A 23479-nucleotide genomic window follows, 5' to 3' on the forward strand; every position below is an offset into this window, starting at 1 on the left:
CCCGGCGCGTCAGTTCCGGTTCTGGCGCGCCTCCGTGACGATCCGGCGCAGGGTGCGGCCGAGCCTGCGCGCGTACCACCGCTGGGCCACCGGTACGAGGGGACCGGCGAGCCGGGTGTACCAGCGGGCCGGCCGGCTGAAGGCCATCACGGTGAACGACACCGTCCCGTCGTCGGCCAGGTCGACCACGAAGGACTCCTCGCCGCACTCGGGGTGCCGGATCAGCGTCCCGTAGGCGAATCCGGTGCGCTGCGGCCCGTATTCGGTCCAGATGACCCGGCAGGGCGCGGAGAGCCGGACCGGCCCGAGGCCGAGCGCCACCCGAACGGACGCGCCGGGTTCGGCGCGCGCCGCCGATGCCGTGACCCGGACCCCGGAGGCGCGGTGCAGCAGGAATCCGGTGACCGCGGCGCCCGCCGTCTCGAAGTCCGCCCGGCCGCGGCCGACCCGCTCGCGGTGGTGCAGGTGGTGGTAGCCGTCGGGGAGCGGGCCGAGACTGGTGGCGCCCGCCTCCGGATAGGTCAGGGTGCTCATGCGGTGCGTCCTTCGTGATCGGTGCGGTCGCGGAGCCGCTTCCAGGCGAGCACCGAGCAGAGCGCGAAGCCCAGCGCGTTGCCCACGCCGTGGGTGGCGGCCATCCAGGTCAGGGTGGGGTGGGGCAGTCCGGTGGCCTCGCCCAGTGCCCAGCTGAGCGCCAGCGCCATGGTCACCGCGAGCACGCCGGCCGAGGCGCCGAGCAGCAGCCGGGTGGCCCGGTCGCGGCTCGTGCGGACCCGCCGCCAGGTCAGCAGGGCGACGGTCCACATTCCGGCCGTCAGCACCACCGCGCCGGCGAGTTCGGCCCACTCGCCGACGAAGTAGCCGATCAGGACGAGCAGGGTGCCCAGCGGCACGCTCAGTGCCGCGAACCGGCCCGCCGGGCTGTCGACGAGCCGGCAGAGCAGTCCGGAGACCAGCGCGGCGGCGAACCCGGCGAAGTGGAAGTGCGGCACCGTCAGCGCCAGAATGCCGGGGCCGAATCCGAACAGCGCACTGCCGGAGCGCTCCGCGACCAGCGCGGAGGCCGCGATCGCGGGTGTCACCAGGGCGGTGAGCAACGCGATCTCTGCCGGTGCCGTGCGCGGGGACCGAAGCGGCGCGCGGCGGCTGACCAGCCGGGGCAGGGCGTGCAGCGCGAGGAGCACGGCCCCGAGCGCGTAGGCGAGGGCGAGGGCCGTGGCCGCCGGGCCGCGCGGCAGCCAGAGGGAGACCGCTCCGGGCGCGGCGAAGGCCGGCCACAGCCGGCGGATCCGGTCGAGCTCCGGTACGTCCGCCAGTCGCAGCCCGGCCGGGACGATCACCAGCATGCCGAGCATCACGATCAGGCCGACCAGAACAGACATGACCCACCCCCTGTTGAACATGTTCAAATGCTGTCGCCGCTGACTCTAGATGCTTTCTTGAACGTGTTCAAGGAGAGGGTTCCGGCTCTGCGTCGCAGACGCGGCCGTCGTGCGCCTCCGGCTTGCGGGGCAGGGCCAACTGCGGCAGACATGAGGGGACCACTCGGGACCGGTGAACCGGCAGGAGACCACTTCGTGCGCTCACCCATACGCCTGCGCCGCACCGCGGGCGCCACGCTGTCCGCCGGGATCCTCCTCGCCGCGGGCTGTGCGCAGGGCACCCACGGCAGCAGCAACGGCACCAAGGGGACCGCCGACGTCCAGGCCGTGCTGCTGCAGCCGGCCTGGGCACGGGGTCCCGACCCGTTCACCGCGTCGACGGCCTGGAAGTCCGGCGCGGCGCCGACGCCTTCGGAGACCGCTCCGCCGCGGTCCCCGGGCTCCGGCGGCGGGGCTGTCCGCGAGCTCACCGGCGACACCCCCGGGCTCTACGGCGCCGTCCGGTCCGTGGCCTCCTGCGATGTCGGGAAGCAGATCAGCCTGCTCGCCGCCGACCGGGCCAAGGGGGCGGCCTTCGCGCACGCGGCGGGTACCACCGCGGCCGGGATCGCCGGCTTCCTGCGCGGGCTGACCCCGGTCCTGCTGCGCGCCGACACCCGGGTCGCCGGCCACGGCTTCGACGGAGGCGCCGCGACCACGTTCCAGACCGTGCTCCAGGCCGGCACCGCCGTGCTGGCCGACGGCTACGGGCTGCCGAGGGTGAGGTGCGCCTGCGGGAACCCGCTGACCGCGCCGGACCGTGCCCGCGCGCCGGACGGCCGGGCGGGGGAGTGGACCGGCTACGACCCGGCGCGCATCGTCGCGGTCGGGCCGGCCGAGCGAGAGCTCTCGGGCCTGGTGATCGTGGACGTCGTGAACGACGCCTGGATCGAGCGGCGCACCGGGGACGAGGGTGCCCGCGACCGTAGGCCCGAGGTGCCGCCGCCGTACGGCCCGGACGCCGACATCACCGGGCCGCTGCCCAGGGTGCCGCCCGGGGAGCCGACGCCCGCGCCGACGGACTGCCCCACCCCGGGTGTCCCGACCCCGCCCGGCGAGGAGGCCGCCGTGACCGCGAGCCCCTCGGGGGTCCCCGAGGACGGCCGGGCGGCGCCGCGCTGTCCGAGCGACCCGCCCTCGGGCGATGCCACCGAGCCTCCGGCCCCGCTGCCCGACGAGCCGACCGGTACCCCTGCGGAGCCGGACGACCCGCCCGGGAATCCGGTGCCGTCGATGCCGCAGGAGCCGCAGACGGCGATCCAGCTGCCGTGGCCGGACGGCGCGGGCGACGTAGCGGAGCCCGTCACCGGGTGAGTCCGGCGCGGTCGCGCATATGGTCCAGACCTATTGACGGAAGGTCTGGACCACTTTAGCGTGTGCCGCGTTGTGGCGGCCGGGGTGCGAGGACCTCTGACTTGTCAGGATCATGGCACTTTCGGCTTCTCTGGTCTCCACCCCACGAAGGGAACCGGAAATGTTCGGTCGGACATCACGTCTGCTGGGCGTCGGCATCGCGGCGGCATGCGTCGTACAGATGCTGGTCGCGGCGACACCGAGCTCCGCGCAGGACGACACCTGCGCCGTCAAGTCGAAGCCCGCGGGCAAGGTGCTCCAGGGGTACTGGGAGAACTGGGACGGCGCGTCCAACGGTGTGCACCCGCCACTGGGCTGGATCCCCGTCACCGACAGCCGCATCACACAGCACGGCTACAACGTGATCAACGCGGCCTTCCCGGTGATCCGCTCCGACGGCACCGTCCTGTGGGAGGACGGGATGGACTCGACCGTCAAGGTCCCGACCCCGGCCGAGATGTGCCAGGCGAAGGCGTCCGGACTCACCACCCTGATGTCCATCGGCGGCGCGGCGGCCGGAATCGACCTCAGCTCCAGCGCGGTGGCCGACCGCTTCGTCGAGACGGTGGTGCCGATCCTCAAGAAGTACAACTTCGACGGCATCGACATCGACATCGAGACAGGCCTGAGCGGCAGCGGCAACATCAACCAGCTGTCGGCCTCGCAGGCCAACCTGATCCGCATCATCGACGGCGTACTGGCCCGGATGCCCTCCAACTTCGGCCTGACGATGGCCCCGGAGACGGCCTACGTCACCGGCGGCAGCGTCACGTACGGGTCGATCTGGGGCGCGTACCTGCCCATCGTGAAGAAGTACGCGGACAACGGCCGGCTCTGGTGGCTGAACATGCAGTACTACAACGGCAGCATGTACGGCTGCTCCGGCGACTCGTACGAGGCGGGCACCGTCCAGGGCTTCACCGCGCAGACGGACTGTCTCGACAAGGGACTGGTCATCCAGGGCACCACCGTCAAGGTGCCCTACGACAAGCAGGTCCCGGGGCTGCCCGCCCAGCCGGGTGCGGGCGGCGGCTACATGGCGCCGGGGCTCGTCTCCCAGGCCTGGAGCCACTACGGCGGCAGCCTGAAGGGCCTGATGGACTGGTCGCTGAACTGGGACGGTTCCAAGAACTGGACCTTCGGCGACAACGCCAAACAGCTCTTCTAGTGCCTATGGGACAGACCGTAGCCGTTGATCTGGTGAAAGTGCAGGTCAGTTGGGCTCCGGCTCTCCGGAGTCGGGCCCCTTCGGCAACGCCATGACCGAATCGTTCTCCAGCGCCCTGAAGAGCGGGCGCGGATCAAGGACGGCTCCGCCGACCCGCAGTGCCGTTCGGCTGATCACCCGCCCCGGCGGGCCGGTGGTCGTGGCCGGCGCGGAAGCAGGGGCCAGGTGGCGGAGAGTCTCATCGCCGATTCGGTCACCGCGGGATCGCGCGACCGCTCCATCAGCCCCTCCAGGAACGCGTTGGCCGCTGCCTCGTACAGTTCGTCCGTGGCTCGGACCCGGGCGTCCACCGCCTCCCTGCGCTGTGCCGAGCGCTCCCGCGCAGTCCGGGAGAGCGAACGGGCGCGGTCTGCGGCGGCCCGGACCTCCTCCCGCTGCCTGACTCTGCCGGACCGGCGTTCCAGGGCCGCGCGATACGCGTCCAGGTAGGGGTGTTCCCCGAGCAGCCCCAGCAGAAAGCCGATGCCTCCGGACAGGAGAAGCAGGGCCACGAACATCCAGGTGATGGTCTGCGGGGCCAGATGGAGACTGTCCAGCAGCGTTGGCCGCGCGGTGAGGTCCTCCGCATCGCTGAATCCGTCCAGGCCCGGGGGAACATCGATGGGATCGGGGTGCTTGAGCACCAGTTTGGCCCGCAGGTCGCCCAGAGCCCAGCCGGAGAATCCCCATATCCCCAGCAGGGCCAGCGCCGGAAGAGCGGCGGCTTTGACGGTGCCGGTGGCCGCGCGGCCACGCAGGGTGCGTCCGGCCAGGTGCGGCAGAAGCACCATCAGCACGGCGGTGGAGATCGCGAGTGTGCCGGACAGGAAGTCGCTGCCCGTGCTGCCGGTGCCGTGGAAGGGCTGGAAGGCGATCCAGTAGATCGGTATCTCGACCGCCGCGATGGCAAGGAGCATTCCCCAGTTCATCCAGGGGCGCATGCCCGGCCGTGCGGGCATGCCTTCCCAGCCTGGGTCGGGCGGCGGGACCAAGCCGCCGAGGGGCTGCGGCTCCGGTACCTCTCCCGGGGTGAAGTCCGGGCCGGTGGACGGCTGGACACCGGACGGAGCCCCGTCGGGATCGAGCGACTGCCAGTCCTCCTCGGCGAGACCGTCTTCGGGCACCGGGGCGGGCCCGGTCGCGGGCTCCCGCTCGTTCACACGGATGGGTTTACCCCCGGCCCCTGGCCCCGGCGATGGCTCGTCCGCCCCCGACACCCCAGCGCTGTTTCCGGCGGGATCCGGGTCAGGGAACCGGGCCTGGATCCAGCGGAGTTCGACGCGCTCCCGGACGCTGTCACGGAACCGCTCCCACCGCACCGCTCGGACCGCCAGCCGGTTCAGCTGACTCCAGGACGCGCGGACCTGTTCGTCCGCCTCCCGCAACAGGGCATCCTGCAAACGGATCTCCGCCTCGGCCCTCTCCACATCCGACCCGGCGCGCGCGTCCTGCAGGAGAGCCTCCTCCTCCGCGTCGGCGGCCTGCTCCAGCAACTGTTCCTGAAGCACGTCGCGTACGGAGGCGAGCTCGGCGAAGTAGGGCACACGGCCTTCGCCGTTGAGCACCCAGGGGTCGAGCGCTCCGCGCCGGACGGTTCGGCCGCGTACGACGGACGGCCCTTTGCCGACGCTCGCCCGGGCGCCGCGCCTGCGGGCCTGGGCGATAAGGCGTCGCTGCTGCCTGTCCGTCAGGACCAGCGGACGGCGCCTGGGGCCCGCTTCCGGATCCGTGACGCGCCGGTCCGCGCGCTGGCGTCCGGCGCCGGCACGCAGCGGCCTACCGATCCTCGCCCGCCTGCGGCGCGGCTCCCCGGGGTCACTTCCGATAGTCGTCGTGGACATGCGACTTCGCCCTCTCGCTCAGGATCTCGGACCAGAACGCGTCGAACGGCCGGTACTCACCCGGTTTGGCGTTGTGACGCATGCCGTAGCCGACGGGGTAGACGTTCATCCCGGAAATTCCCGGTACACCCCTGTCTTCGAGCAGGGTGTCGATGACCCGTTCACGGCTCTGCTCCGTCGCGATCTCGCGCACCCTGAGCGTGAACTCCACGTCGGCCTGCTCGAAGTCGCTCACCACCAGCAGACTTGGCGTCCCGTTGCCCGGCCGCACAGCGTCACCGATCCGTGCGAGAGCGCCGAGCACATCGGAACCCCCTTGGGTACGGGCGCACTTCAGCATGGTGAGTGCGCCCTTGAGCGCCAGGATCCGCGACGACTTGCGCATGCTGTCGCGGTCGGTGGTCTCGTCCGCCGGCGGGTCGAGATCGACGTCCCCGACCCGGCAGGTCGAGGTCTGCGACGATCGGGTGACCGGTGCGAACGCCAGCGTGCCGCAGTGCCGTTCGGTCAGGAACCGGACCAGCGTGGACTTCAGTTTGGCCTCGGCGTCGAAGCCCCGGTCCCCGGCCGCCCCGGAGCCGGAACCGTCGACGACCAGTCCGCAGGGCGTACGGAGATCGTCGGCCACGGCGGAGGAGCACCCCGTGACGGCCGCCAGGCCCGCGGCGACTGCCAGGGCGGGGACGGCCCACCGGGCAAGGCCCGGCCGGTGTGGCGGCTTCGTGGTGTGCGGACGACCGGGCGATGGGGGCACGTTCATGGCTCTCTCCGTGTTCGTGCGGTGGATCACGGTGTTCTGGACGCCGCCGACGACCACCGGCCGTTCCACGGCACGCGATGAAGAGGCCTTCGGTGTGGGGAGGGTCATCCGTGTCCCCGTCCCGTGCCCGCCGTCGCCGCTCCGGGCGGGGCCTGGCCATCGGCCCCTCGCACGGGCTGTGCGTCGAGGATGGCGAGGGCTCGGGTCACAGGGTGGTCGGCCCGGCCGGATGCCGGCGCGGACCACGGCCCGCCGTCCGCCCTGAGCCAGTCATCGGTGTGCTGCCAGGTCTCGTCCAGCGCGATGCTGCCGGGCAGCCACCACGGGTGGCTCACCGTGCGCGGCTGTTCCTCCGGGATCGGCCGTAGGTTCGTCAGGACGGCCTCCCAGTAACGGGCGAGGCGTTGGTTCGCCTCATGAGTCAGAACGGTGGCCCGGATCCGGCACACCCCTGCTGAGGTCCGCCACACACCGATGAGCTCGCCGTAGCGGGCCAGGGCCGCCGGAGCGGGGACCTGCCTCACGTCATATTGGGTGACCACCCGCACGGCCTCGCCGTGTATCCGTGCGCACAGGGCGCGTTCGTCGTGCAGCAGCCGCGCACGCAGCTGGTCGGTCCCGCGCGAGACGTTCGCCCGTATCCCCTGCACATAGGGGGTCAGCAATTCCGGGTACTGGTCAGTGGTCCCCGGCGGCAGAGCGTCCGGGTGCGGCAGTGATGCGAGCGCGCGCCGCAGGTCGGGGGCATCCTTGAGGCCCTGGCGTCTGTCGTGGAATGCCGTGATCCGGCTGAGCCAGACGTACCGGGCCGAACTGCTGAACCGGTTCGTGTCGATTCGCATGGCGGAATTCCCCTTCCCCCTGCAGTCGCCTTTCGGCGACCGTCCTGTTTCTGTTCGGGCGTGCTCCGGCTGTTTATCCCGCACCACGGTGCGTTGCGGGAACAAGCCCGGAGCCGAATCGAGGAAACGGAGCCTAGCCGACTGTTCATGGGGAGATTCCTGACTTTTCGCCCACATATTCGATGCGGCGGCTATGGCCCGGAATGCATCCGGAATTGAACCGGAAAGCAGCCGGACCGTGCCCGGGAACGCCCGAAGAACCACCGGAATAAACGTGTCGCCTATTGGCTGTTTCCTCAATACTCGTTCTCGACGGCATGTGACGACGTGTCCGGAGCTCGCGGCGGCCCCGACGAACGGCGCCGGACGAGTGCCGGCCGGGGAGCGGAGGAGGACGCATGCGGATCAGAGTCAGCGGGACGCACTTTCCGCTGGAGACACTCGGGCCGGGCCGGCGGCTGGGCATCTGGCTGCAGGGCTGCCCGCTGGCATGCCACGGCTGCATGTCGCGGCACACCTGGGAAAGGGAGGGCGGTGAATCCATGTCTGTGGAGGCGCTGCTGGAACTGTGGCGGACCGCGCTCGCCGACCGTGCCGACGGCCTGACGGTGAGCGGTGGTGAGCCCCTCGCCCAGCCCGAGGCACTGTCGGAACTGCTACGGGGCGCCGCCCGACTGCGTGCCGCACAGACACACCCGGGCGCGAGCGGCGACGGGCACCCCGCCGATCTGCTGGTCTACACCGGCTACGAACAGTCCGAGCTGAATGCTGCCCGGCAGGCCGCCCTGGCACACGCGGATGCCGTGGTGACCGGGCGATTCCGGATCGCCGAACCGACCGGGCTGGTATGGCGGGGCTCGGCGAACCAGCGGCTGACGCCACGAACCGGCCTCGGACGGGCCCGTTACACACCGCATCTGGACCGGGAAGCGCAAGGGCCGGCGCTGCAGGTCGTCATGGAAGCCCTGCCGGTGTCCGGCGGACGGGCCGGTCCTCCCGCGGTACGGCTGCTGGGAGTGCCGCGGCGCGGAGAGCTCTCCTACTCCGAAAGGTGGTTGAGGGAGCGTGGGATACGACTCAGGGAGCCGAGCTGGCGGCCGTGAGCAACTTCGCCAGTTCGGGGCGCTGGGCGACCAGATGCACCGTCCAGGACGGGTCGCGGCGCAACTCCTCGTGGACGGCCCAGCACAGCCAGCGCGCCGCCTTCTCGGGGGGCAGTCCGTGCCCTGCGCCGAGCAGGGGGAAGCAGATGGAGGAGAGCGGCGGATCGTACGTGTCGCGTTCCGCGCGGGCCAGCCGGAAGCTGGCAGCGATGGCCTCCGCCAGGACATGTGGATCGACCCTGTAGCCGCGGCCGTCGCTCGCCGGGGAAGCGACGGCCGCATGGTGGATGCGGCGCACGCCACGCTCGGCGAGAGCGCCCGGGGAGGTGGGGACGACCGTGCCCGGACGCACCGGGAGCCCGACCCGGCCGTGGGCTCGCATCCACTCGACCAGTTCCCGGACGAGGACGTCGTCGACCGTCTCGCCCGCCGCGTCGCGTATCGCGGCGGCCCGGCGCAACGAACCGGACACGGTGGAGCGGAACGTCTTGGACATCTCCAGGTAGATGTTCTCCGAGGACACCAGGATGTCGATGTCGCGCAGGAGTTCGATGGACGCGACATGCACGATGACGCGTTGGACGACGGCCGCGGGCAGGGGCGGCCCGGTCAGCCGGGTCGGCGGATCGGGCACCTGGTCCCCAGCCCTCGCGGGCAGCGTGCCTCCCTCTCCTGCGGCCGGCCCGGCGGGGGGCGGCGGCAGGCCATCCACGGACGCACGGGCCACCGCGACCACCGCGAGGGCCAGTTGGGCGACGACCGCGGGTTCCTGGCTCTTGCGGAAGCGTTCGGAGGTGACGCCGTAGACGGCTGCCGCGGCCTTGCGCCGGTCCTGGGCCGAAACACCCCGGCGGTCCGGGAGCAGCCCGAAGGTGTGGGCTGCCGCCCTGGCGAGAGGATCGCCCCGCGTGCCGTCGGCGGACAGGGCGTGTCCGCCGAGGTGCCGCACTCCGGCCCGCAACAGCGCTTCCACTCCGGCGGACTCGTCGTCGGAACCCCTGCACAGGCCCGAGGCGACGGCCACCCTGATCAGGCCCTCGGGCCGCAGGGTGCGCAGGCCGGACAGACCCGGGCGGCGAAGGGCCCGCAGTTCCGCAGCCAGCCGCTCGGCACCGGGCAACGGCGGAACCGGCTGCCCACCGGCGGGAGAGGGCTCACCCGGCTGCCCCGTCCCGGGGGCGGTCGGTATCTCCGGGGACGTGGGTCCGGAGGGCTCCGGGACGGAGGAAGAGGGCTGATTCTCCGGGTACATGGCCGACAGGATAGGCCCGCCCTCTCGGCCGTGGGAGGGTCTGTCGGCAATCCTGACCGGCCGTTCACCGGGTGTGGCCGGGATGAGCCCCTGTCCGCCCGCGCACGTGTCCGCGGCGGACCGCGGGCATCCACATCATCCTTGGCCGAGGGTGCGGCAGCCGCCGCCATGCTCGTCCTGCCATCGGAAGGCAATGTCACATGAGCGCTACGCCGCCCACGGAAATGGACATCGACGAGACCGGGACCGGCTACCGCGATCCCCGCGACGCGGAGACCCGCAGAGGGCTGGACCGGGTGCCGGCCGCACTGAGTGGACGTTTCGATGTCACGCAGGTACTGAGCAGCGTCCGCCGGCCGTCACAGGCGGTGGTGATGAGAGTCAAGGATCGCGAAGCCCGGCACGCGTCCCCCGACGTTCCGCTCGTGCTGAAGTGGTACCACCACCGGTTCGGCCCCGACCCCGGCGTCCGCCGCGTCCTTGCCGACCGTCCGGCCGGGCCCGTCGCCGGGCTGCTGGAGTGCGGCACGGCCGACGGTCATCCCTACGAACTGGCCCTCTCCTACGGCGAGACCGACCTCGCCCGCTACCACGCCGACCGGCCCGGACCACTGTCGACCGCCTTCGTCCGGGCTGTCGTGGAACAGCTCCACGAGGCGCTGGTCGCCGTGCACGCGCGCGACATCGTGCACCGCGACGTCACCCCCGACAACATCATGGTGCGGATCCAGAACGAAGACCGCCCCGAACTGGTGCTGATCGACTTCGGCGCGTCGGTGTACGAGCCCTGGCACGACCGGCCGCACAGGCGCGGCTGGGTGGGTAAACCGCTCTACCTCGCGCCTGAGGCCGCCCCGCACCGGCAGGCCGTGACACCGGCTGTCGACTGGTGGTCGTTGGGCATGGTCGTCGCCGAGCTGGCCGGCGGCAGTCATCCCATCGACTTCCGGGGCGACGAGGAGGTGCTGACCGAGGTGGCCACCCACGACCCCGAACTGCCCCTGGTGACCGAACCCCGTCTGCTGATGCTCTGCCGAGGACTCCTCACCCGCGCCCCGGAGAACCGCTGGGGCGGCGAGCAGGTGGCATCCTGGCTACGCGGCGAATCCCCGCCTGTCGCGCCCCGTACGTCCGGGGCCCCGTCGCACGACCTGCCGCCCAGGAGCACGCTGCGGCCCTTCCCCTTCATGGGCCGGGAGGTCACCGGGCCCGAGGAGCTGGCCCGCCTCCTGGAGGTCAACCGCGTTGCCGCCGCACGACTGCTGGCCCGCCGAAACCAGCGGGCCGAACTGGTGTGCTGGTTGGGTCAGTTCATCGAATCACCCAGCCGCAGCTCCGAGGAGAGCGAACAACTCGACGCCCTCCGCACGGAACTCGCCGAACCTCCGGACGCCCGGACCACCACACGGCTGATCAACTGGCTCGGCCCACGGCTGGACGTCTCCCACCACGGAGTGCCCCTCGACCCCCTGGGCATCCGGCGACTCGCCCAGGCCGTCGCCGACGGTGACGCCGAAGCCGACGCGGTACTGAGCGATCTTCTCCGGTACGAACTGCTGCCCCTGCTCGCAGAACGTCCCGGCGGTGCGGGACTCGACGAGGTCCACCGCCGGTGGTCCGCCCACCGTGACGCCTGGCGGCCGCTCACCCACGAGATCATGTCGCAGGCCGGGCCCCGTGACCGTGGTGCCGCGCGCGCCCGGCTGCGCCACACGGACGCCGTCGACGCCGCGCTGCTGCGCCTGGCCCGCGAGCCGGGCCGGGTCGCCGCGGAACTGACGCGGGAGGCCGCTGCGATGCGTGCCGCCCTGGCCGTGCCCCTCGACTGGCACGCCCGGCTCGTCGCCGATCCGCAGGACACCCTGCGGCTGATCGCCGCGCGGCTGCTGGCCGACGTCGCCATCGACGAGGCCGCGGCACGCCACGGAGAGCTGGCCGAAGCGGAGGCCGCCCGGCTGCTCTCGGACGACCAGGACGCCACCGCCTTCTGGCTGCGCCGGCTGGAGCGCCCGCCGACGTTCGGCTGGGCGCTGCTGGGCGCCACGCTGGCCACCGTGCCGTGGGGGTTCCTGATCGGCCTCGCCGATGTGGCCGGGTGGGCCTCCCCACGGGCGGTCGTGCTCGCTTGGGGACAGGCCCTGCCCGCCGCCGCCGTGGTGTTCGCGGTGGAACTGTCCGCTGCGGCGTTCATTGGCCCGCCCGCCTACCATCCCCGGCGGTCGCTCGCCGGCCGGCTGATCGCCACGTCGGAGCGGCCCGCCCGGTTCGCCCGGTCCCACGGCCTGCGCACCCTGCTGCCGTCGGCGGCGGTGCTGGGCGCGGCGGCGGCCCTGGGGGTCTACGCCGTCACCGTCGCACCGTGGGCCTGGCCGGCCGGCGTCGTGGTGGCGCTCGTGGTCTGGACGGTCCGCCGCATGATCGCCTGGCGCCTGGAGCTGGGCCGGCTGCGCGCCGGACGGGCAGCGCGCCGAACCGGCCGTCCGCGGGGTACCCCGCCCGCCGATGAGGAGAACGGGTACCTGACGCGCCGTCCGCCGATGCCCCGAGGGGGAGTCCGATGAGTTCAGGGATCGCCCTGCCCGCGATCAGCGAGGTGATGCCCATGGTGGACTACGCGCCGACCGCCCGGTCGGTCAGCGGCGTCGTCCCGCATGCCGGTGTCACCCAGATGCCAGGAGCAGCGGACCTGCTCCAGCAGGCCGGGGGACTTGTGGTCGACGCGGCGGCCCACGGCCTGCATGAACTCCTCGCCCCGGCGACTGTCGCTCTGGAAGCGCTCAGCGGAGCGCTGCTGGCCGGACGAGCCGTCCTCGTCACCACCCAGGTACTCGCGGCGGCGGCCGTACGGGCCGCCGAGGAGCAGAAGTGCCTCGAACGTCAGCAGGAGACATCAGCCGCCGCGGCCCAGCAGTGGGAGGCCGCCGCGTTCGCCGCCACGCGGGCCAACGCACGGCGGTCGGCGCTGCTCGCGCGGGTGCGGCGGGCCGCACGGGCGGCTCCGCCCGGCACTCCCGCGCCGCCCCTGCCGGACCTCCCCGGCCCCCTCAGCCCGGTGGGTACGCCGTTGGCCGGCCTGCGTGAGCAACTGGCCGTCATGGACGAGCGGATACGTTATGCCGAGGCAGCGCATGCCGTCTGGACGCTGCGCGGGAGCCGCAACGTCTTCGCCGACGACGGCGACGACGCCTGGCAGCGCGAACTGCGTTCCCGGCGCGAGGCGGTGCTGCACGATCACCGGTCTTGGCCGGACGCCGCGCATGAGGCGGACCCCGCCTTCCCACGCCGCCGGCACGAGGCCCTGCCCCGGCCGCCCGCCGCCGGCGAACTGCGGCACGAGGACGCCGTGCGGATCGGAGCCGAACTGCTCGCCCGGCTCGACGTGGCCGCCACCACCGACGACGCTGCCCCGGCCACCGCCGCGGTGCGGCACGCGCTCGCCGCCGTCACGACCCGTCCGGCCAAGGCCCGTACGCACCTGCGCGAGGCCCGCCGCTTCGTGGCCGACACCAACCGTGCGGTCCGGGCTCGCCGCGACGCCGAGGAACGGGCCGCCGCGCAGCTTCACTTCCTGGAGACCACGGCCCCGCAGGGTGCGGACCCACTGCCGTCGGTCCCGGCCGAGACCGCGCTGTTGCGCCGGATGCTCGATGAGGGCCGCCGGCTGGAACCTCATGAGCAGCAGCGGGTGGACGACCGGGTGACGGAGCGGCTGGCGGAGCTGGAGCGCCGGTACGTCGAGCGGATGCTGCGGACGGCCGTGCTCGGGACGGAACGGTCCGACGGCCGGCGGGCCACCACACCCCGCCCGGACGGACGGCCCGTCCGCTTCGACTGGACGCCGCCCGGCTGGGCCGACGGACACTGGCTGCGGTTCGCCCTGGACGGCGAACACGCACGGGTGGTCACCATGCGTCACGCGCGGCCCGGTGCGCGCGACGACGCCGCGCTCGCCCGCGACGACGAACGGTGCCGCCAGGCCGGTGACCACCTCGACGGGCTGCGGGACATCATGCGGCGACTCGGCGTCGTCCTGGACTTCGCCTTCGAGGAACACGGCACCGTACCCGGCATACGGGGGGAGGAGGACGTGCTCGTCCTGGACGAGCACGCTGCCGGTGAGCGGACGGGAACGTCCGGAGACGGGCGCGGAAAACCGAGGCGCCGGGACCAGGAACGACTCAGGCACCGCACCGCCGCCACCGACGACCGCTGACCCGATGAACCCGATGAACCCGATGAACCCGATGAACCCGACGAAGGATGCGGAGGAAAGAGTGTGAGCACCATCGGTACCGAGGACACCCGGTCCCACGATGACCGTACGCAGCGCCCGGGCGACGGAGCCCGGCTGACCAAAGTCCGGGACGGTATGGGGGAGCGAGAGCCGGAACGCGCGGTGCCGCGGTTCGTCGAGGAGCTGACGGGCACACTGAGCGTGCACTCCCAGTATGTCCTGCACGGCAACATCCAGGACCTCCACCTGGTGCGTCACCGGTCCAGGGACGCCCATCACCCCTTGGTCGAGGTCGTGTGGAACGCCCTGCGCAGGCTGGGATACCAGGCGCTGATCCGCTACGACCAGATCCGGGGCTTCCGCGTCGTCACGGGTCCCGAGCGGCTGATGGTGGAGGAACTGCTTCACCTCACCCAGCAGTCCGGCGGCCGGGACCGGCACCGGCCGCCGGTTCTCATGGAACTGGAACCGATGTTCCACGGCATCGTCACGGGGTGGGCCGAGCACCGGCGCGCGGGTCACGGCAGCAGCGGCCGGCCCCGCGAGCCCCTGCGGGTCGCCCTGCTCGTCGACCACGCCGCCCGGCTCACCACCGACGTCACCCGGCTCACCGAGTCCGAGCGCGACTTCTTCGTCGCCTGCCTCAAGCTCGCCGAGCAGGCTGCTCCGCTCCCGTTGCCACCGGGCGTGCTGTCGCCCTCCGGGAGCCGCGGCTCTCCCCCTCTTTTCAACCCCGTCATCTGGCTCACCGAGGGTGAACGTGATCTGCCGAACTGGCTGGTCTCGGGGAGCGAACGCATCCGTACCATCGCGGTGCCCGACCCGGATGCCGACGAACGCCTGCGGATGGCCGCTCTCCTGCGCGACCGGCACACCGGACCGGCCGGGAGACGGCCGGATCCGGTGGGCGGGGACGACGGGCACCGACCCGGTGCCGAGGTGGCGGGGAAGGATCCGGTGGATGCCTTCGCGCGGGCCGCGGCCGGGCTGCCGCTGCTGGCCATGCGGCAGTCCCTCGACCTGGCCCTCGCCCGGGGGATACCGTTCGGTTCGATGCCCGACGCGGTAAGGATGTACCGGCTCGGGGTGGAGAAGAACCCGTGGCGGCGCGACGAGATCCGGCAGCGGATCATCGCGGGCGAACGCACAGTGCCGGCCCGGGTGCTCGGTCAGGAGGCGGCCGTCTCCATGACCCTGGATATCCTCAAGCGCGCCGCGATGGGGCTCTCGGGCTCCCAGGCGACCAACCCCGGGCACAGTCCGCGCGGAGTGCTGTTCTTCGCAGGCCCCACCGGCACCGGCAAGACCGAACTGGCCAAGGCCGTGGCCTCGGTGCTGTTCGACAGCGACCAGGCCTATCTGCGTTTCGACATGAGCGAGTTCTCCTCGTCGCACTCGGCGGACCGCCTGGTGGGGGCACCGCCCGGATACGTGGGCTACGAGGCGGGTGGGGAGCTGACGACCGCGGTGCGCGGCAATCCGTTCCGGGTGATCCTGTTCGACGAGATCGAGAAGGCCGACAAGGGCGTGCTCGACAAGTTCCTTCAGGTGCTGGAGGACGGCAGGCTCACCGACGGGCAGGGCGTCACCACGTACTTCAGCGAGTGCGTGCTGATCTTCACCTCCAATCTGGGAGTGCAGCGCACCGACCCGCAGACCGGGGAAGGGGAGTGGATCGTCCAGCCGGGAACCCCGTACCGGGAGCTGGCCCGGACCGTGCGGCTGAACGTGAAGCGTCACTTCGAGCACGTCATCGGCCGGCCCGAACTGATGAACCGGCTCGGCGGCAATGTGGTGGTCTTCGACTTCATCTCCCTCGGCGTCGCCGAACAGATCATGAGACTGCAGATCGACAACATCCGGCGCCAGCTGCTGGCCGAGCACCGCATCGCCCTCGAACTCACGTCGAGCGCAAGGGCGCAGCTGACCGGATTCTGCACGCACGACGCGCGGACCGGCGGCCGGGGCATCGGGATGACGCTGGAGACGCACCTGATCAACCCGCTGGCCCGCGCCCTGTTCGCCGATCCGGCGATCGGCGAGGGCTGCACCGTGACGGTGCGGGAGGTCCACGAGCGGGACGACGGCCGGGTGGAGATCAGTACCGATCAGTCCCCCGGCTTCGTGCCGGGCCGGCGGTGACCACGCCGGCCCGGGGCTCAGGTGAGGACGGCGAAGACCGGGACGGCGGACACGAGGGCTTTCGCAGCGAGTGGGATCCCGTTCCTGGCGGCGAGTGGGAATCCGTTCCGGACAGTGAGTGGGAACCCGTTCCCGGCGGCGAGTGGGAATCCGTTCCGGACGGGGAGCAGGAGTCCGCTCCGGACAGTGAGTGGGAGTCCGTCCCGGCCCACGGCTCGAACGGGCCGCTTCCGCCGCTCCCGGATCTCGCCGGCGACCCCGGCGTGCGTTGCCCCGGCTGCGCGGCCCTCGTGCCGTCGGGGACCTCGCACTGTCCGCGCTGCCTGGCCAAGGTCCGAAGCGGCCGGACAGCGCCGTCCGGAGCCCGGGCGGTCCTGGGTTTCGACACGCTGGCCCTGTCGTTGCCCGTCCTGCCCGGTGCCCCGTTGAGGCTCGGCAGGGACAGCGACTGGGCGCCTGCTTCGGCCGGTGCCTTCAGGACCCAGAGCACTGTGTCCCGTCGCCACGCCAGTGTGGCCATGGATCCTGACGGCACGGTCTGGGTCACCGAGGAGAGCGGCGGAACCATGAACGGCACCTGGGTGAACGGCGGGCACCTCCTGCCCGGTGAGCGGCACAGGTTGTCGCACGGCGACCGTCTCCAACTGGGCCGCCGTGTCGGCTGCACCGTCCGGATCACGGGGGGCGGGCCCTGCTGAAGCGGTACCGCGGCCGCCCGGCCGTGCGGGACATCAGTCCGGCCAGGGCGAGGAGACCACCGCGCTGAGCGGGCCGAGCAGCCGGTTGGCCTCGGCCAGGCCCTCGGGGGAGTCGAGCCGGAGGCCGCGGTTCGGGGCGGTGGCCAGCGGGTCCTTCCCGCAGCGGTCACCGAAGAGCTGCAGGGCGCTCCTGGGCCGGCACCGCTTCGACTCCCATATCAGACCGTGCACTTCGGCCGCGTGTTCACGCATCAGACGCACCCAGTAGCGCGTCTTCGGGTAGTCCCCGGGCTCGGCGTCGACCAGCCAGGAGTCCTGCCAGACGGCGGCCAGCCCCTCGGCCGTCGCCAGCTCGACGAGCGACAGTTCGCGGGTGGTTCGCAGCGCCGAGAGCGTGTACCGGGACGCCTGTGCCCAGGGGATCAGCCGTATCGCCGTGCGGTGCTCGAAATCGACCGAGCGCAGCAGGACCTCGCTGAGCGCGGTGACCGGGTCGAGTGCGGCGTAGAGGAAGGGATAGGGGTCCTCATCGGTGGCGTCGAAGCGGTTGCCGCGGAAGTACGCGTGGGCACGGTTGGGGTTGAAGGACTCGGCTCCGTAGCCGTGCTGGTGGCAGCGCCACAGCTCAGTGCCCTCGGGCAGGACGCGCAGCAGGGGGCGCATGGGGACGCCGCTGGGCGGTATCTGGTCCATCAGCCTGCCACCAGTTCGAGTGCGGCTCGTGCGAGGTCCTCGTCCGGGACGGCGCCGAGTAGCTCGGCCGGGACCCCCGCCAGCCAGCGGTTTCCGCCGAGCCACCAGGCCGCAGCGCCCCAGGGGTCCTTGTCGGCCATCAGGATGTGGTTGACGCGGCGTACCACCGGCAGGGGCTGGCCGGTGCCCGGCATGAACTGGAAGCGGGGGTAGCGGTCCTCGACTCCGGGGTGGCTCAGCCTGATGAGACCGGCTGCCGCGGTGTCGTGCGCGGCTTCGGGAACCAGCTCCGCCGTACCCAGGGCGGGAACTTCCCACAGCCGGTCGTGGGCGGCCCGGCGCAGGTCTCCGGGGCCACGGGCCGGGGCGGCGAACACGTTGAGGAGTTCACCGAGCAGTACCCGGTCGATGGTCGTGGCCCGCGCGCCGGGCGCGTAGCGGACCGTGCCGCCCAGCTCCTGGGAGACCGGGTGATCGGGTGGCAGGGTGCGCAGTTGCATCCGCAGGCCGCGCAGAGCCCGCTCGACGCTCCTGCCGTCGTCGGCAGTCGCGAGGTCGTGCAGAGCGTCATGCAGCCGTACGCGTTGTCCGTCATCGAGGGCGGCGAGGGTCATCGGCCAGTGGTCGTGGAGCAGGGAGAGGAATGCGTCAGGGGTCATCTCCGTGGTCCTCCTGTTCCGTGGGTAGGAGCGTTCCCGCCGGACGTACGGGGCCGGCGGGAGGGACCCGGATTGCCCTGGTGGATGAAGGCGGCCCAGGCGAACGGCACCGCCAGGTCCAGTTCGGCGGCCGCGCGGGCGAGTTCGGGCGTCAGCCCGCGCACAGCGGCCCGCCGGCCGGGCGGTGCCAGCATCCAGCGCTGAGCGGCCCGCAGGGCGTCCGGCGGGGCCATCCCGGCGCTCAGACGGTCGTGGAAGACGGCCATCAGTACCGAACAGGCCGTGTCCGGGACGGACCAGCGCGAGCCCACCACATCGGCCGCCAGCCGGTGTGCCAGGGCTGTGGTCAGCGTGAGTGCCTCGTCGTGGTCGCGGGTGCTGAGGTCGGTCTCGCAGGCGCTGAGCACCACCAGCGGGCCCTGCGCCTCCCCCGTGAACCCGGGCGGTGTGTCCAGCAGAGCGGTGACCGTGAGCCTGGCCGCTTCCGGTTCCGTGTCCTGCGGCCAGCCCAGTTCCAGCGCCGAGGTGGCGGGGTCGGGCCCCGCCACCCCGTGGCACGCCAGATGCACGAGGGCGACTCGCTTGTCGTCCTGTCCGGAACGCGCCCCCAGCAGTGCCAGTACCTCGTCCGGGGTGCCCTCGGGCGGTACGGGGCTCAGCTCGCGGGTCATCAGCGTTCCGTACAGGGCGGCGTCCGGGTAGTAGGTGTCCGCCAGCGCCAGTACCTCGTCCTCCGCACCGTCCAGGTCCCAGCCGGGGACGCACACCAGCGCCTGCCCCCGGGAGGCCGGCAGCCGGGCCCGCCCGGCGGACCGCATGAACTCCCGTCCGGACGCGGCGTACGAGAGAACGGCGAGTTCGCACGCCCGCACGGTGGCGGGCCGGATGCCGGGAGCACTCGCCGGATCGGTGGGTGCGTACGCCGGTGCGGGCGGGACCGTGAGCAGCGCCGCCTGCCACGGCACCACGCCGAGGTTGCCGCAGGCGATCAGCGTCAGTCTGACCGGCTCCGGTGCGGGCCGAGCCGGGGGAGCGTCCGTCAGGCCCGCCTCCGCGAGTCCCCGCTCCCACAGCGTGAGCTCGTCGAGGACGGGGGCCAGTACCGCCTCGCCGGCCCAGACGCACAGGGAGTCCAGGGCGGCCTCCCAGCGCTGCTGTCCCCGACGGGCCGTCGAGTGCTGGGCGGCGGCGTCCAGGTAGCCGTCGAGCGGAGCCCGGCCGTCGGCCGACAGGCCGGGCAGAGGCAGTGTCCACGGGGTGCGGCCCGGAACGAGCAGCACGGCGCAGCCGTCCGCACCTCCTTGTCCCGGAAGGAGGTACACCAGTCCGTCGCCCGCCACCTGACCGACGACGCCGACCAGCTCCGACGCGGTAGGAATCCGTCCGAGGGCATCCGCCGGACCCTCGGTGGGGCGCAGCAGCTCCAGGGCCCGGCGGCGCAGCGTGCTCGGCAGTTCCGGGCTGCCGAACGGCCCGTCCAGCAAGGCACCCACCAGCTGTGAGCGGCTGCCGTCCACAGGCGGGCCGGGGACTGCTCGGCCCGTGTCCTGGATCCACTTGCGGGCCAGTTCGTGTTCACCGCGCTCCGCCAGCCGTTCGGCGACCGTCGCGGAGACCGCCGCCGCCCCGAGCACCAGAGCACGGCCCTGCTCCAGACAGGCAATCGCGTCTGCGGGCAGCCCGCTGCTGACCGCCCAGCCCGCAGCGGCCAGAGCGCGACTGGCGCCGGTCCTGGCGACCTGGAGACCGTGCCGGACGCCCCGCTGGAGCAGGACCTCGTCGGCGGTGGCGCGCAGGGAGTGCCGGGCGCACTCGACCGCCCTGACCAGATCGGCCCCCTCGCGGGCGCCCCGTCGCCCGTAGGCGTCGGCCAGCTGCCAGTACGTCAGGGCCGCCGTCGCCCCGCTCGTCGTATCCAACTCCTCTGTTGCGTAAGTCAGTTCGGTAATGATCTCGTCCAGAACGGCTGGATCCCCGGTCAGGCCGTGCACCGCGTCGAGCGCCAGCCCGATCGCGCCCCGTGCCCGCGCCCGCTGGCCGGCCAGGGCAGGCATGGCGGGCAGTGCCGCCCGGGTGCGCCGGATGCCCTCCTGGATGCGTGCGACGGAGGGTTCGAGGTAGGAGCTGAGGGTCAGTAACGGGGCCCAGCTCATGTCGAGCAGCGGCTTCACGACCGACAGCGCCCCTGGGCCCGTCAGCGCCTGTTCCTGGTAGTGCACCGCGCTGCGCAACGAGTCGACACTGCCGGTGAGCGAGGCGAGACCGAGATGGACCACACCCAGCTCGTAGAGAGGGAGGAACGACCACTCGTCGTCGCTCTCGTCGGAGTCCAGGAGATCGAGGAGGTCTCCCACGAGCTCTTCGAGGGCCACCTCGTTGCCCGCATCGAGAGCCTCCACCACCCGCATGTGGATCCGCATGACCTGACTCGTCAGCAGCAACCCCGGCGAACCCGCCAGGCGGGGCGGTGCGTTGGCCAGCAGCCCCTCGCCGGGGAGCAGGGCCTCATCCAGAAGGGTGCGCGCCTCGTCAAGGTCCTGGAGGCTGCCGCCGGCCAGCATGGCACCGGTCAGGAGGCCGGGAAGTATGCCCTTCACCATCCAGGCGAGTTCGTCGTCCGGAGCTGCGGCCGTCACGGCCGCCTGGATCAGCCGCAGCGCCTCCTGGAAGTTCTCCGGGCTGCCGGTACGCATCCCGATCCCCATCGTGCCGAGTGCTGCCATGATCTGGTCGCCGGGGTCCGCTCCCTGTTCAGGGTCGCCCAGCCTGTCCACCAGCTCGGCGAACTCCCCTTCCGCGAGCATGCCCGGCCGGTTCAGCTCGCCCAATAGGGCCATATTGTCAACCAGGTTGTCCATTCGGCCGGTCGGATCCGGTGCCGACAGGGCTGAGACTGCCGACGCCAGGCCCGGCAGGGCGGGCGGGGATCCGCGGTCTTTCCCCGAGTGCCCGGGTGCGGCCGGCGCGGCTTCGTCCGTGTCGCGTGTTCCCGCGCTCCCGTCCCCCAGGAGCTGTGCCTGGTGTTTCGCCACCGGGGCCAGCGCCTGGACGAGGGGGCTCATCATGCCGAAGGGGCCGGCCGGGCCGAGGTCGGCGCCGAGGAGCCTTTGGCACATGGCCGCCAGGTCCCCCACGTCGCCCCCGTTCAGCGCCGCGGTGAACTCACCCACCAGCGCGAGGTTCCGCAGCACCTCCGGCGGGACTCCGCCTTGTTGTTCGCCGATCTCCGCCACCAGTCGGCCGATTTCGGGAAAGGCCTCGATGACACCGGCGCCACCGAGCTTTTCGGGCCGGCCCACCCGCATCAGTTGTGAGAACCCGTCCAGGCCGATCGCACCGCCGGGATCAAGACGTGGACCCTGCGCGGCCGGGCCCAGCAGCAGGACCACGAGTTCGCGCGCAGCCCCAAGGTGGTCTTCCGGTACGAGGAGACGCGATGCCCGCGCCTCGCGCAGGAGCCGTACCGCCTCGTGCCGGTCCGATTCCTCCTTGTCGGCTGCCCACCGCGCTCCGGTCAGCGCTCCGAGCCGAAATGCCACTGTCCGACCCAGAGGATCGTCCGGCAGGCTCCGGTCGCACTCCGCGATCAGGGAACGGAGTTCGGATATCAGTGCGTCACGTTCCGCACCCTGCGGTCCCATAGGCGGGGCGACTGCCACGGGCAGCGCTCGAGCCCCCGCCGTCCGGCGGATCGCGTCGGCCGCCCGCTCCCGCAGTCCGGGGGCAACTGTGTCGTTCAATTTCCCTCCTTGCGCAGCCCGTTCGGTCAGGTGCCCCGGCAGCCGGGTCGGCGCGGGACTCCGTTTTGACATGATGCCCGTGGCCGCCGGTCGCCAGGGCTCTTTCGTGGCAACCTCCGGAATACGTCCCGCAATCGACCGGAATTCGGCCAACAGGCCCCCGGCCAGCGGTAATTGCGGCGCCACGACGCGCTACGGCACTCGCGCGACGTCGATCGCCTGCCGTCCGGGGCCTCCAGAACGGAACATGACCCGCAGATCTGGCAGCATCGGCAGCCGGATGCGAGCCGTCGCCGCTCCGCCGCCCTGTTCACGGGAGGATGCCTCGTGCCCGAGCCCGCCCCGCCCACGCAAGCCCCCCCGACGCCCCCGGCGGGCCGTGTGCCCGCCCTTGTCTACGAGGAGGTCACTGAGCCCGGCTATCCCGCGACGTACACCCAGGACCTGCTGATCGAGCCCACCGGGGACGGAGTGGTCCTGACCGGCACCTGCCCGCGCTGTCGCTGCATGACCGTCTACACCTGGACGCGCTCCGTCGTCCGGGCCGCGTCGCGCACCGGTCGGCGCCGACGCACCGGCGTGGGACTCGTTCCGGTGCCGGTGCTCTGTGTCTGTGCGAGCGACCATCCGGGGCGGCCCGGCGATGAGGAGGGCTGCGGAGCGTACTGGAACATCCTGCTGGAGAGGGGGCGGCGGTGAGCTGGGGCGCACTGCCGGGACCGGCCGGGGTCCCCGCCGACCGGCTCGCCGCCCGCCGCCACCGCGTCCTGCTGCGCGAGGAGCTGCCCCGCGTCCGGGAGTCCGCGCTGGCCTGGCGCAACGGCCTCGCCGCGCTCCTGGCGGGGCTGGTCGGGTTCGGCCTCCTGCGAGGCCGCAGCGACGTCGGCTCACTCGCCGCTCCGTACGCGGTCACCGTCGGCGCCGTGCTGCTCCTCGCGCTCCTCTGCGGCGGTGCGGGAGGGCTGTCCTTGGTCCGTGCCGCCCACGGCCGTCCCGCCGCACCCCGGGCGACCGCGGGCGGCACGCACACGTCCAGGATCGACAGCGCTGCCTCGGACCACACCGAAGCCCTACGAGCCGCTCAAGCCCTCGCACGGGGCGTGCCGCTCACTCTCTGGTGCGCCGCGCTGCTCACCGCCGCGGTGGCACTCACCTGGTACGGACCGTCGAAAGACGGCCCCCGTGTCGCCGTCACCACGCCCGACGGAACGGTCTGCGGGGATCCGCTGCGCACCCACGGAGGCAGGATGACGCTCCAGACCGACGCGGGCCGGGTAACGGCCGACCTCACCCGCGCCACCACCGTGCACGCGGTGACGTCCTGCGTACCGTTGCCGACGGGCGGCTGACCGCTGGCATTTCGCAGCGGGTGCCGCGAAATCGGCCTTCGGCAACAACGTCAAGGCGTTGCAGGGGCGCTGACCGCCCCGCGACGGACGTGGGGCGCCCGCGACATTCCGCCCGGGAAAATTCGGGCGGCCGCAGCCGGAAGTTGGTTTTTGTGGTCCCCCGGGCGGAGCCTGAGACCCCAGCC

At 72.3% G+C, this 23479-nt stretch carries 18 protein-coding genes; 9 read left to right on the forward strand and 9 right to left on the reverse strand.

The window, feature by feature from the left end; genetic code table 11:
• Nucleotides 1-9: 9 nt before the first annotated feature.
• Nucleotides 10-534: a DUF1990 family protein gene (locus tag ACGFU6_RS06545; RefSeq protein ID WP_393608509.1), complete on the reverse strand. Its 525-nt coding sequence runs from the start codon at nucleotides 532-534 to the stop codon at nucleotides 10-12.
• On the reverse strand, nucleotides 531-1382 hold the full coding sequence (locus ACGFU6_RS06550) for a YndJ family protein (protein WP_393608511.1): 852 nt from the start codon (nucleotides 1380-1382) through the stop codon (nucleotides 531-533). The genes ACGFU6_RS06545 and ACGFU6_RS06550 overlap by 4 nt, the downstream gene beginning before the upstream one ends.
• Before the next feature lie 195 nt (nucleotides 1383-1577).
• Between ACGFU6_RS06550 and ACGFU6_RS06555 the strand changes: the two genes are divergently transcribed.
• Both ACGFU6_RS06555 and ACGFU6_RS06560 read left to right on the forward strand, forming a co-directional pair.
• Nucleotides 1578-2735, forward strand: coding sequence for a DUF6777 domain-containing protein (locus tag ACGFU6_RS06555; protein WP_393608512.1), 1158 nt, complete (start codon nucleotides 1578-1580; stop codon nucleotides 2733-2735).
• Between the two features lie 160 nt (nucleotides 2736-2895).
• The gene (locus ACGFU6_RS06560) at nucleotides 2896-3942 is read left to right on the forward strand and encodes a chitinase (protein WP_393608514.1); all 1047 of its coding nucleotides are present in this window, start codon (nucleotides 2896-2898) and stop codon (nucleotides 3940-3942) included.
• 173 nt (nucleotides 3943-4115) lie between these two features.
• Here the strand turns inward: ACGFU6_RS06560 and ACGFU6_RS06565 are convergent, their stop codons facing one another.
• The 3 genes from ACGFU6_RS06565 to ACGFU6_RS06575 all read right to left on the reverse strand — a co-directional run bounded on the left by ACGFU6_RS06565 (nucleotide 4116) and on the right by ACGFU6_RS06575 (nucleotide 7424).
• Nucleotides 4116-5822, reverse strand: a complete 1707-nt coding sequence (locus tag ACGFU6_RS06565) for a hypothetical protein (protein WP_393608516.1) — start codon at nucleotides 5820-5822, stop codon at nucleotides 4116-4118.
• Nucleotides 5797-6582: a hypothetical protein gene (locus ACGFU6_RS06570; protein ID WP_393608518.1), complete on the reverse strand. Its 786-nt coding sequence runs from the start codon at nucleotides 6580-6582 to the stop codon at nucleotides 5797-5799. Before ACGFU6_RS06570 ends, ACGFU6_RS06565 begins: the two co-directional genes overlap by 26 nt.
• Nucleotides 6583-6686: 104 nt before the next feature.
• Nucleotides 6687-7424 carry a hypothetical protein gene (locus ACGFU6_RS06575; RefSeq protein ID WP_393608519.1) on the reverse strand — a complete coding sequence of 246 codons (738 nt, stop codon included), beginning with the start codon at nucleotides 7422-7424 and terminating at the stop codon, nucleotides 6687-6689.
• A 398-nt stretch (nucleotides 7425-7822) separates the two neighbouring features.
• Here ACGFU6_RS06575 and ACGFU6_RS06580 point away from each other — a divergent pair, with 398 nt between their 5' ends.
• Complete coding sequence (locus ACGFU6_RS06580; RefSeq protein ID WP_393608520.1) at nucleotides 7823-8527, forward strand: 4Fe-4S single cluster domain-containing protein; 705 nt, start codon at nucleotides 7823-7825, stop codon at nucleotides 8525-8527.
• Here the strand turns inward: ACGFU6_RS06580 and ACGFU6_RS06585 are convergent.
• Entirely contained in the window at nucleotides 8502-9779 is a 1278-nt protein-coding gene (locus ACGFU6_RS06585) for a macro domain-containing protein (protein ID WP_393608522.1), read from the reverse strand. The two genes, ACGFU6_RS06580 and ACGFU6_RS06585, sit on opposite strands and share 26 nt — an antisense overlap.
• 200 nt (nucleotides 9780-9979) lie before the next feature.
• Here ACGFU6_RS06585 and ACGFU6_RS06590 point away from each other — a divergent pair, with 200 nt between their 5' ends.
• From ACGFU6_RS06590 to ACGFU6_RS06605, 4 genes are all read left to right on the forward strand, one after another.
• Entirely contained in the window at nucleotides 9980-12340 is a 2361-nt protein-coding gene (locus tag ACGFU6_RS06590) for a protein kinase (RefSeq protein ID WP_393608524.1), read from the forward strand.
• Nucleotides 12337-13992, forward strand: a complete 1656-nt coding sequence (locus ACGFU6_RS06595; RefSeq protein WP_393608526.1) for a hypothetical protein — start codon at nucleotides 12337-12339, stop codon at nucleotides 13990-13992. The genes ACGFU6_RS06590 and ACGFU6_RS06595 overlap by 4 nt, the downstream gene beginning before the upstream one ends.
• A 63-nt stretch (nucleotides 13993-14055) precedes the next feature.
• Nucleotides 14056-16155 carry an AAA family ATPase gene (locus tag ACGFU6_RS06600; RefSeq protein WP_393608528.1) on the forward strand — a complete coding sequence of 700 codons (2100 nt, stop codon included), beginning with the start codon at nucleotides 14056-14058 and terminating at the stop codon, nucleotides 16153-16155.
• Between the two features lie 290 nt (nucleotides 16156-16445).
• A complete protein-coding gene (locus ACGFU6_RS06605) occupies nucleotides 16446-16853 on the forward strand; it encodes an FHA domain-containing protein (protein ID WP_393609056.1) in 408 nt (135 codons plus the stop codon).
• Nucleotides 16854-16886: 33 nt separating this feature from the next.
• Here the strand turns inward: ACGFU6_RS06605 and ACGFU6_RS06610 are convergent, their stop codons facing one another.
• From ACGFU6_RS06610 to ACGFU6_RS06620, 3 genes are read right to left on the reverse strand one after another with little or no spacing between them, the layout of a single operon-like run.
• Complete coding sequence (locus tag ACGFU6_RS06610) at nucleotides 16887-17546, reverse strand: RES family NAD+ phosphorylase (RefSeq protein WP_393608529.1); 660 nt, start codon at nucleotides 17544-17546, stop codon at nucleotides 16887-16889.
• A complete protein-coding gene (locus ACGFU6_RS06615) occupies nucleotides 17546-18205 on the reverse strand; it encodes a hypothetical protein (RefSeq protein WP_393608531.1) in 660 nt (219 codons plus the stop codon). Before ACGFU6_RS06615 ends, ACGFU6_RS06610 begins: the two co-directional genes overlap by 1 nt.
• Nucleotides 18202-21744: a CHAT domain-containing protein gene (locus tag ACGFU6_RS06620; protein WP_393608533.1), complete on the reverse strand. Its 3543-nt coding sequence runs from the start codon at nucleotides 21742-21744 to the stop codon at nucleotides 18202-18204. The genes ACGFU6_RS06615 and ACGFU6_RS06620 overlap by 4 nt, the downstream gene beginning before the upstream one ends.
• Before the next feature lie 582 nt (nucleotides 21745-22326).
• On the opposite strand from ACGFU6_RS06620, the gene ACGFU6_RS06625 reads away from it, so the two are divergent.
• Both ACGFU6_RS06625 and ACGFU6_RS06630 read left to right on the forward strand, forming a co-directional pair.
• Nucleotides 22327-22644, forward strand: coding sequence for a hypothetical protein (locus ACGFU6_RS06625; protein ID WP_393608534.1), 318 nt, complete (start codon nucleotides 22327-22329; stop codon nucleotides 22642-22644).
• Complete coding sequence (locus tag ACGFU6_RS06630; protein ID WP_393608535.1) at nucleotides 22641-23294, forward strand: hypothetical protein; 654 nt, start codon at nucleotides 22641-22643, stop codon at nucleotides 23292-23294. Before ACGFU6_RS06625 ends, ACGFU6_RS06630 begins: the two co-directional genes overlap by 4 nt.
• Nucleotides 23295-23479: the final 185 nt, after the last annotated feature.

Origin of the sequence: Streptomyces sp. NPDC048462 (assembly GCF_043200175.1) — a bacterium.
Lineage (GTDB): Bacteria > Actinomycetota > Actinomycetes > Streptomycetales > Streptomycetaceae > Streptomyces.

Bases quoted from the DNA above. Each gene is read 5' to 3' on its own strand.
- ACGFU6_RS06545 (WP_393608509.1), bottom strand. From the start codon at position 534: ATGAGCACCCTGACCTATCCGGAGGCGGGCGCCACCAGTCTCGGCCCG.
- ACGFU6_RS06550 (WP_393608511.1), bottom strand. From the start codon at position 1,382: ATGTCTGTTCTGGTCGGCCTGATCGTGATGCTCGGCATGCTGGTGATC.
- ACGFU6_RS06560 (WP_393608514.1), top strand. From the start codon at position 2,896: ATGTTCGGTCGGACATCACGTCTGCTGGGCGTCGGCATCGCGGCGGCA.
- ACGFU6_RS06565 (WP_393608516.1), bottom strand. From the start codon at position 5,822: ATGTCCACGACGACTATCGGAAGTGACCCCGGGGAGCCGCGCCGCAGG.
- ACGFU6_RS06570 (WP_393608518.1), bottom strand. From the start codon at position 6,582: ATGAACGTGCCCCCATCGCCCGGTCGTCCGCACACCACGAAGCCGCCA.
- ACGFU6_RS06575 (WP_393608519.1), bottom strand. From the start codon at position 7,424: ATGCGAATCGACACGAACCGGTTCAGCAGTTCGGCCCGGTACGTCTGG.
- ACGFU6_RS06580 (WP_393608520.1), top strand. From the start codon at position 7,823: ATGCGGATCAGAGTCAGCGGGACGCACTTTCCGCTGGAGACACTCGGG.
- ACGFU6_RS06585 (WP_393608522.1), bottom strand. From the start codon at position 9,779: ATGTACCCGGAGAATCAGCCCTCTTCCTCCGTCCCGGAGCCCTCCGGA.
- ACGFU6_RS06590 (WP_393608524.1), top strand. From the start codon at position 9,980: ATGAGCGCTACGCCGCCCACGGAAATGGACATCGACGAGACCGGGACC.
- ACGFU6_RS06595 (WP_393608526.1), top strand. From the start codon at position 12,337: ATGAGTTCAGGGATCGCCCTGCCCGCGATCAGCGAGGTGATGCCCATG.
- ACGFU6_RS06610 (WP_393608529.1), bottom strand. From the start codon at position 17,546: ATGGACCAGATACCGCCCAGCGGCGTCCCCATGCGCCCCCTGCTGCGC.
- ACGFU6_RS06615 (WP_393608531.1), bottom strand. From the start codon at position 18,205: ATGACCCCTGACGCATTCCTCTCCCTGCTCCACGACCACTGGCCGATG.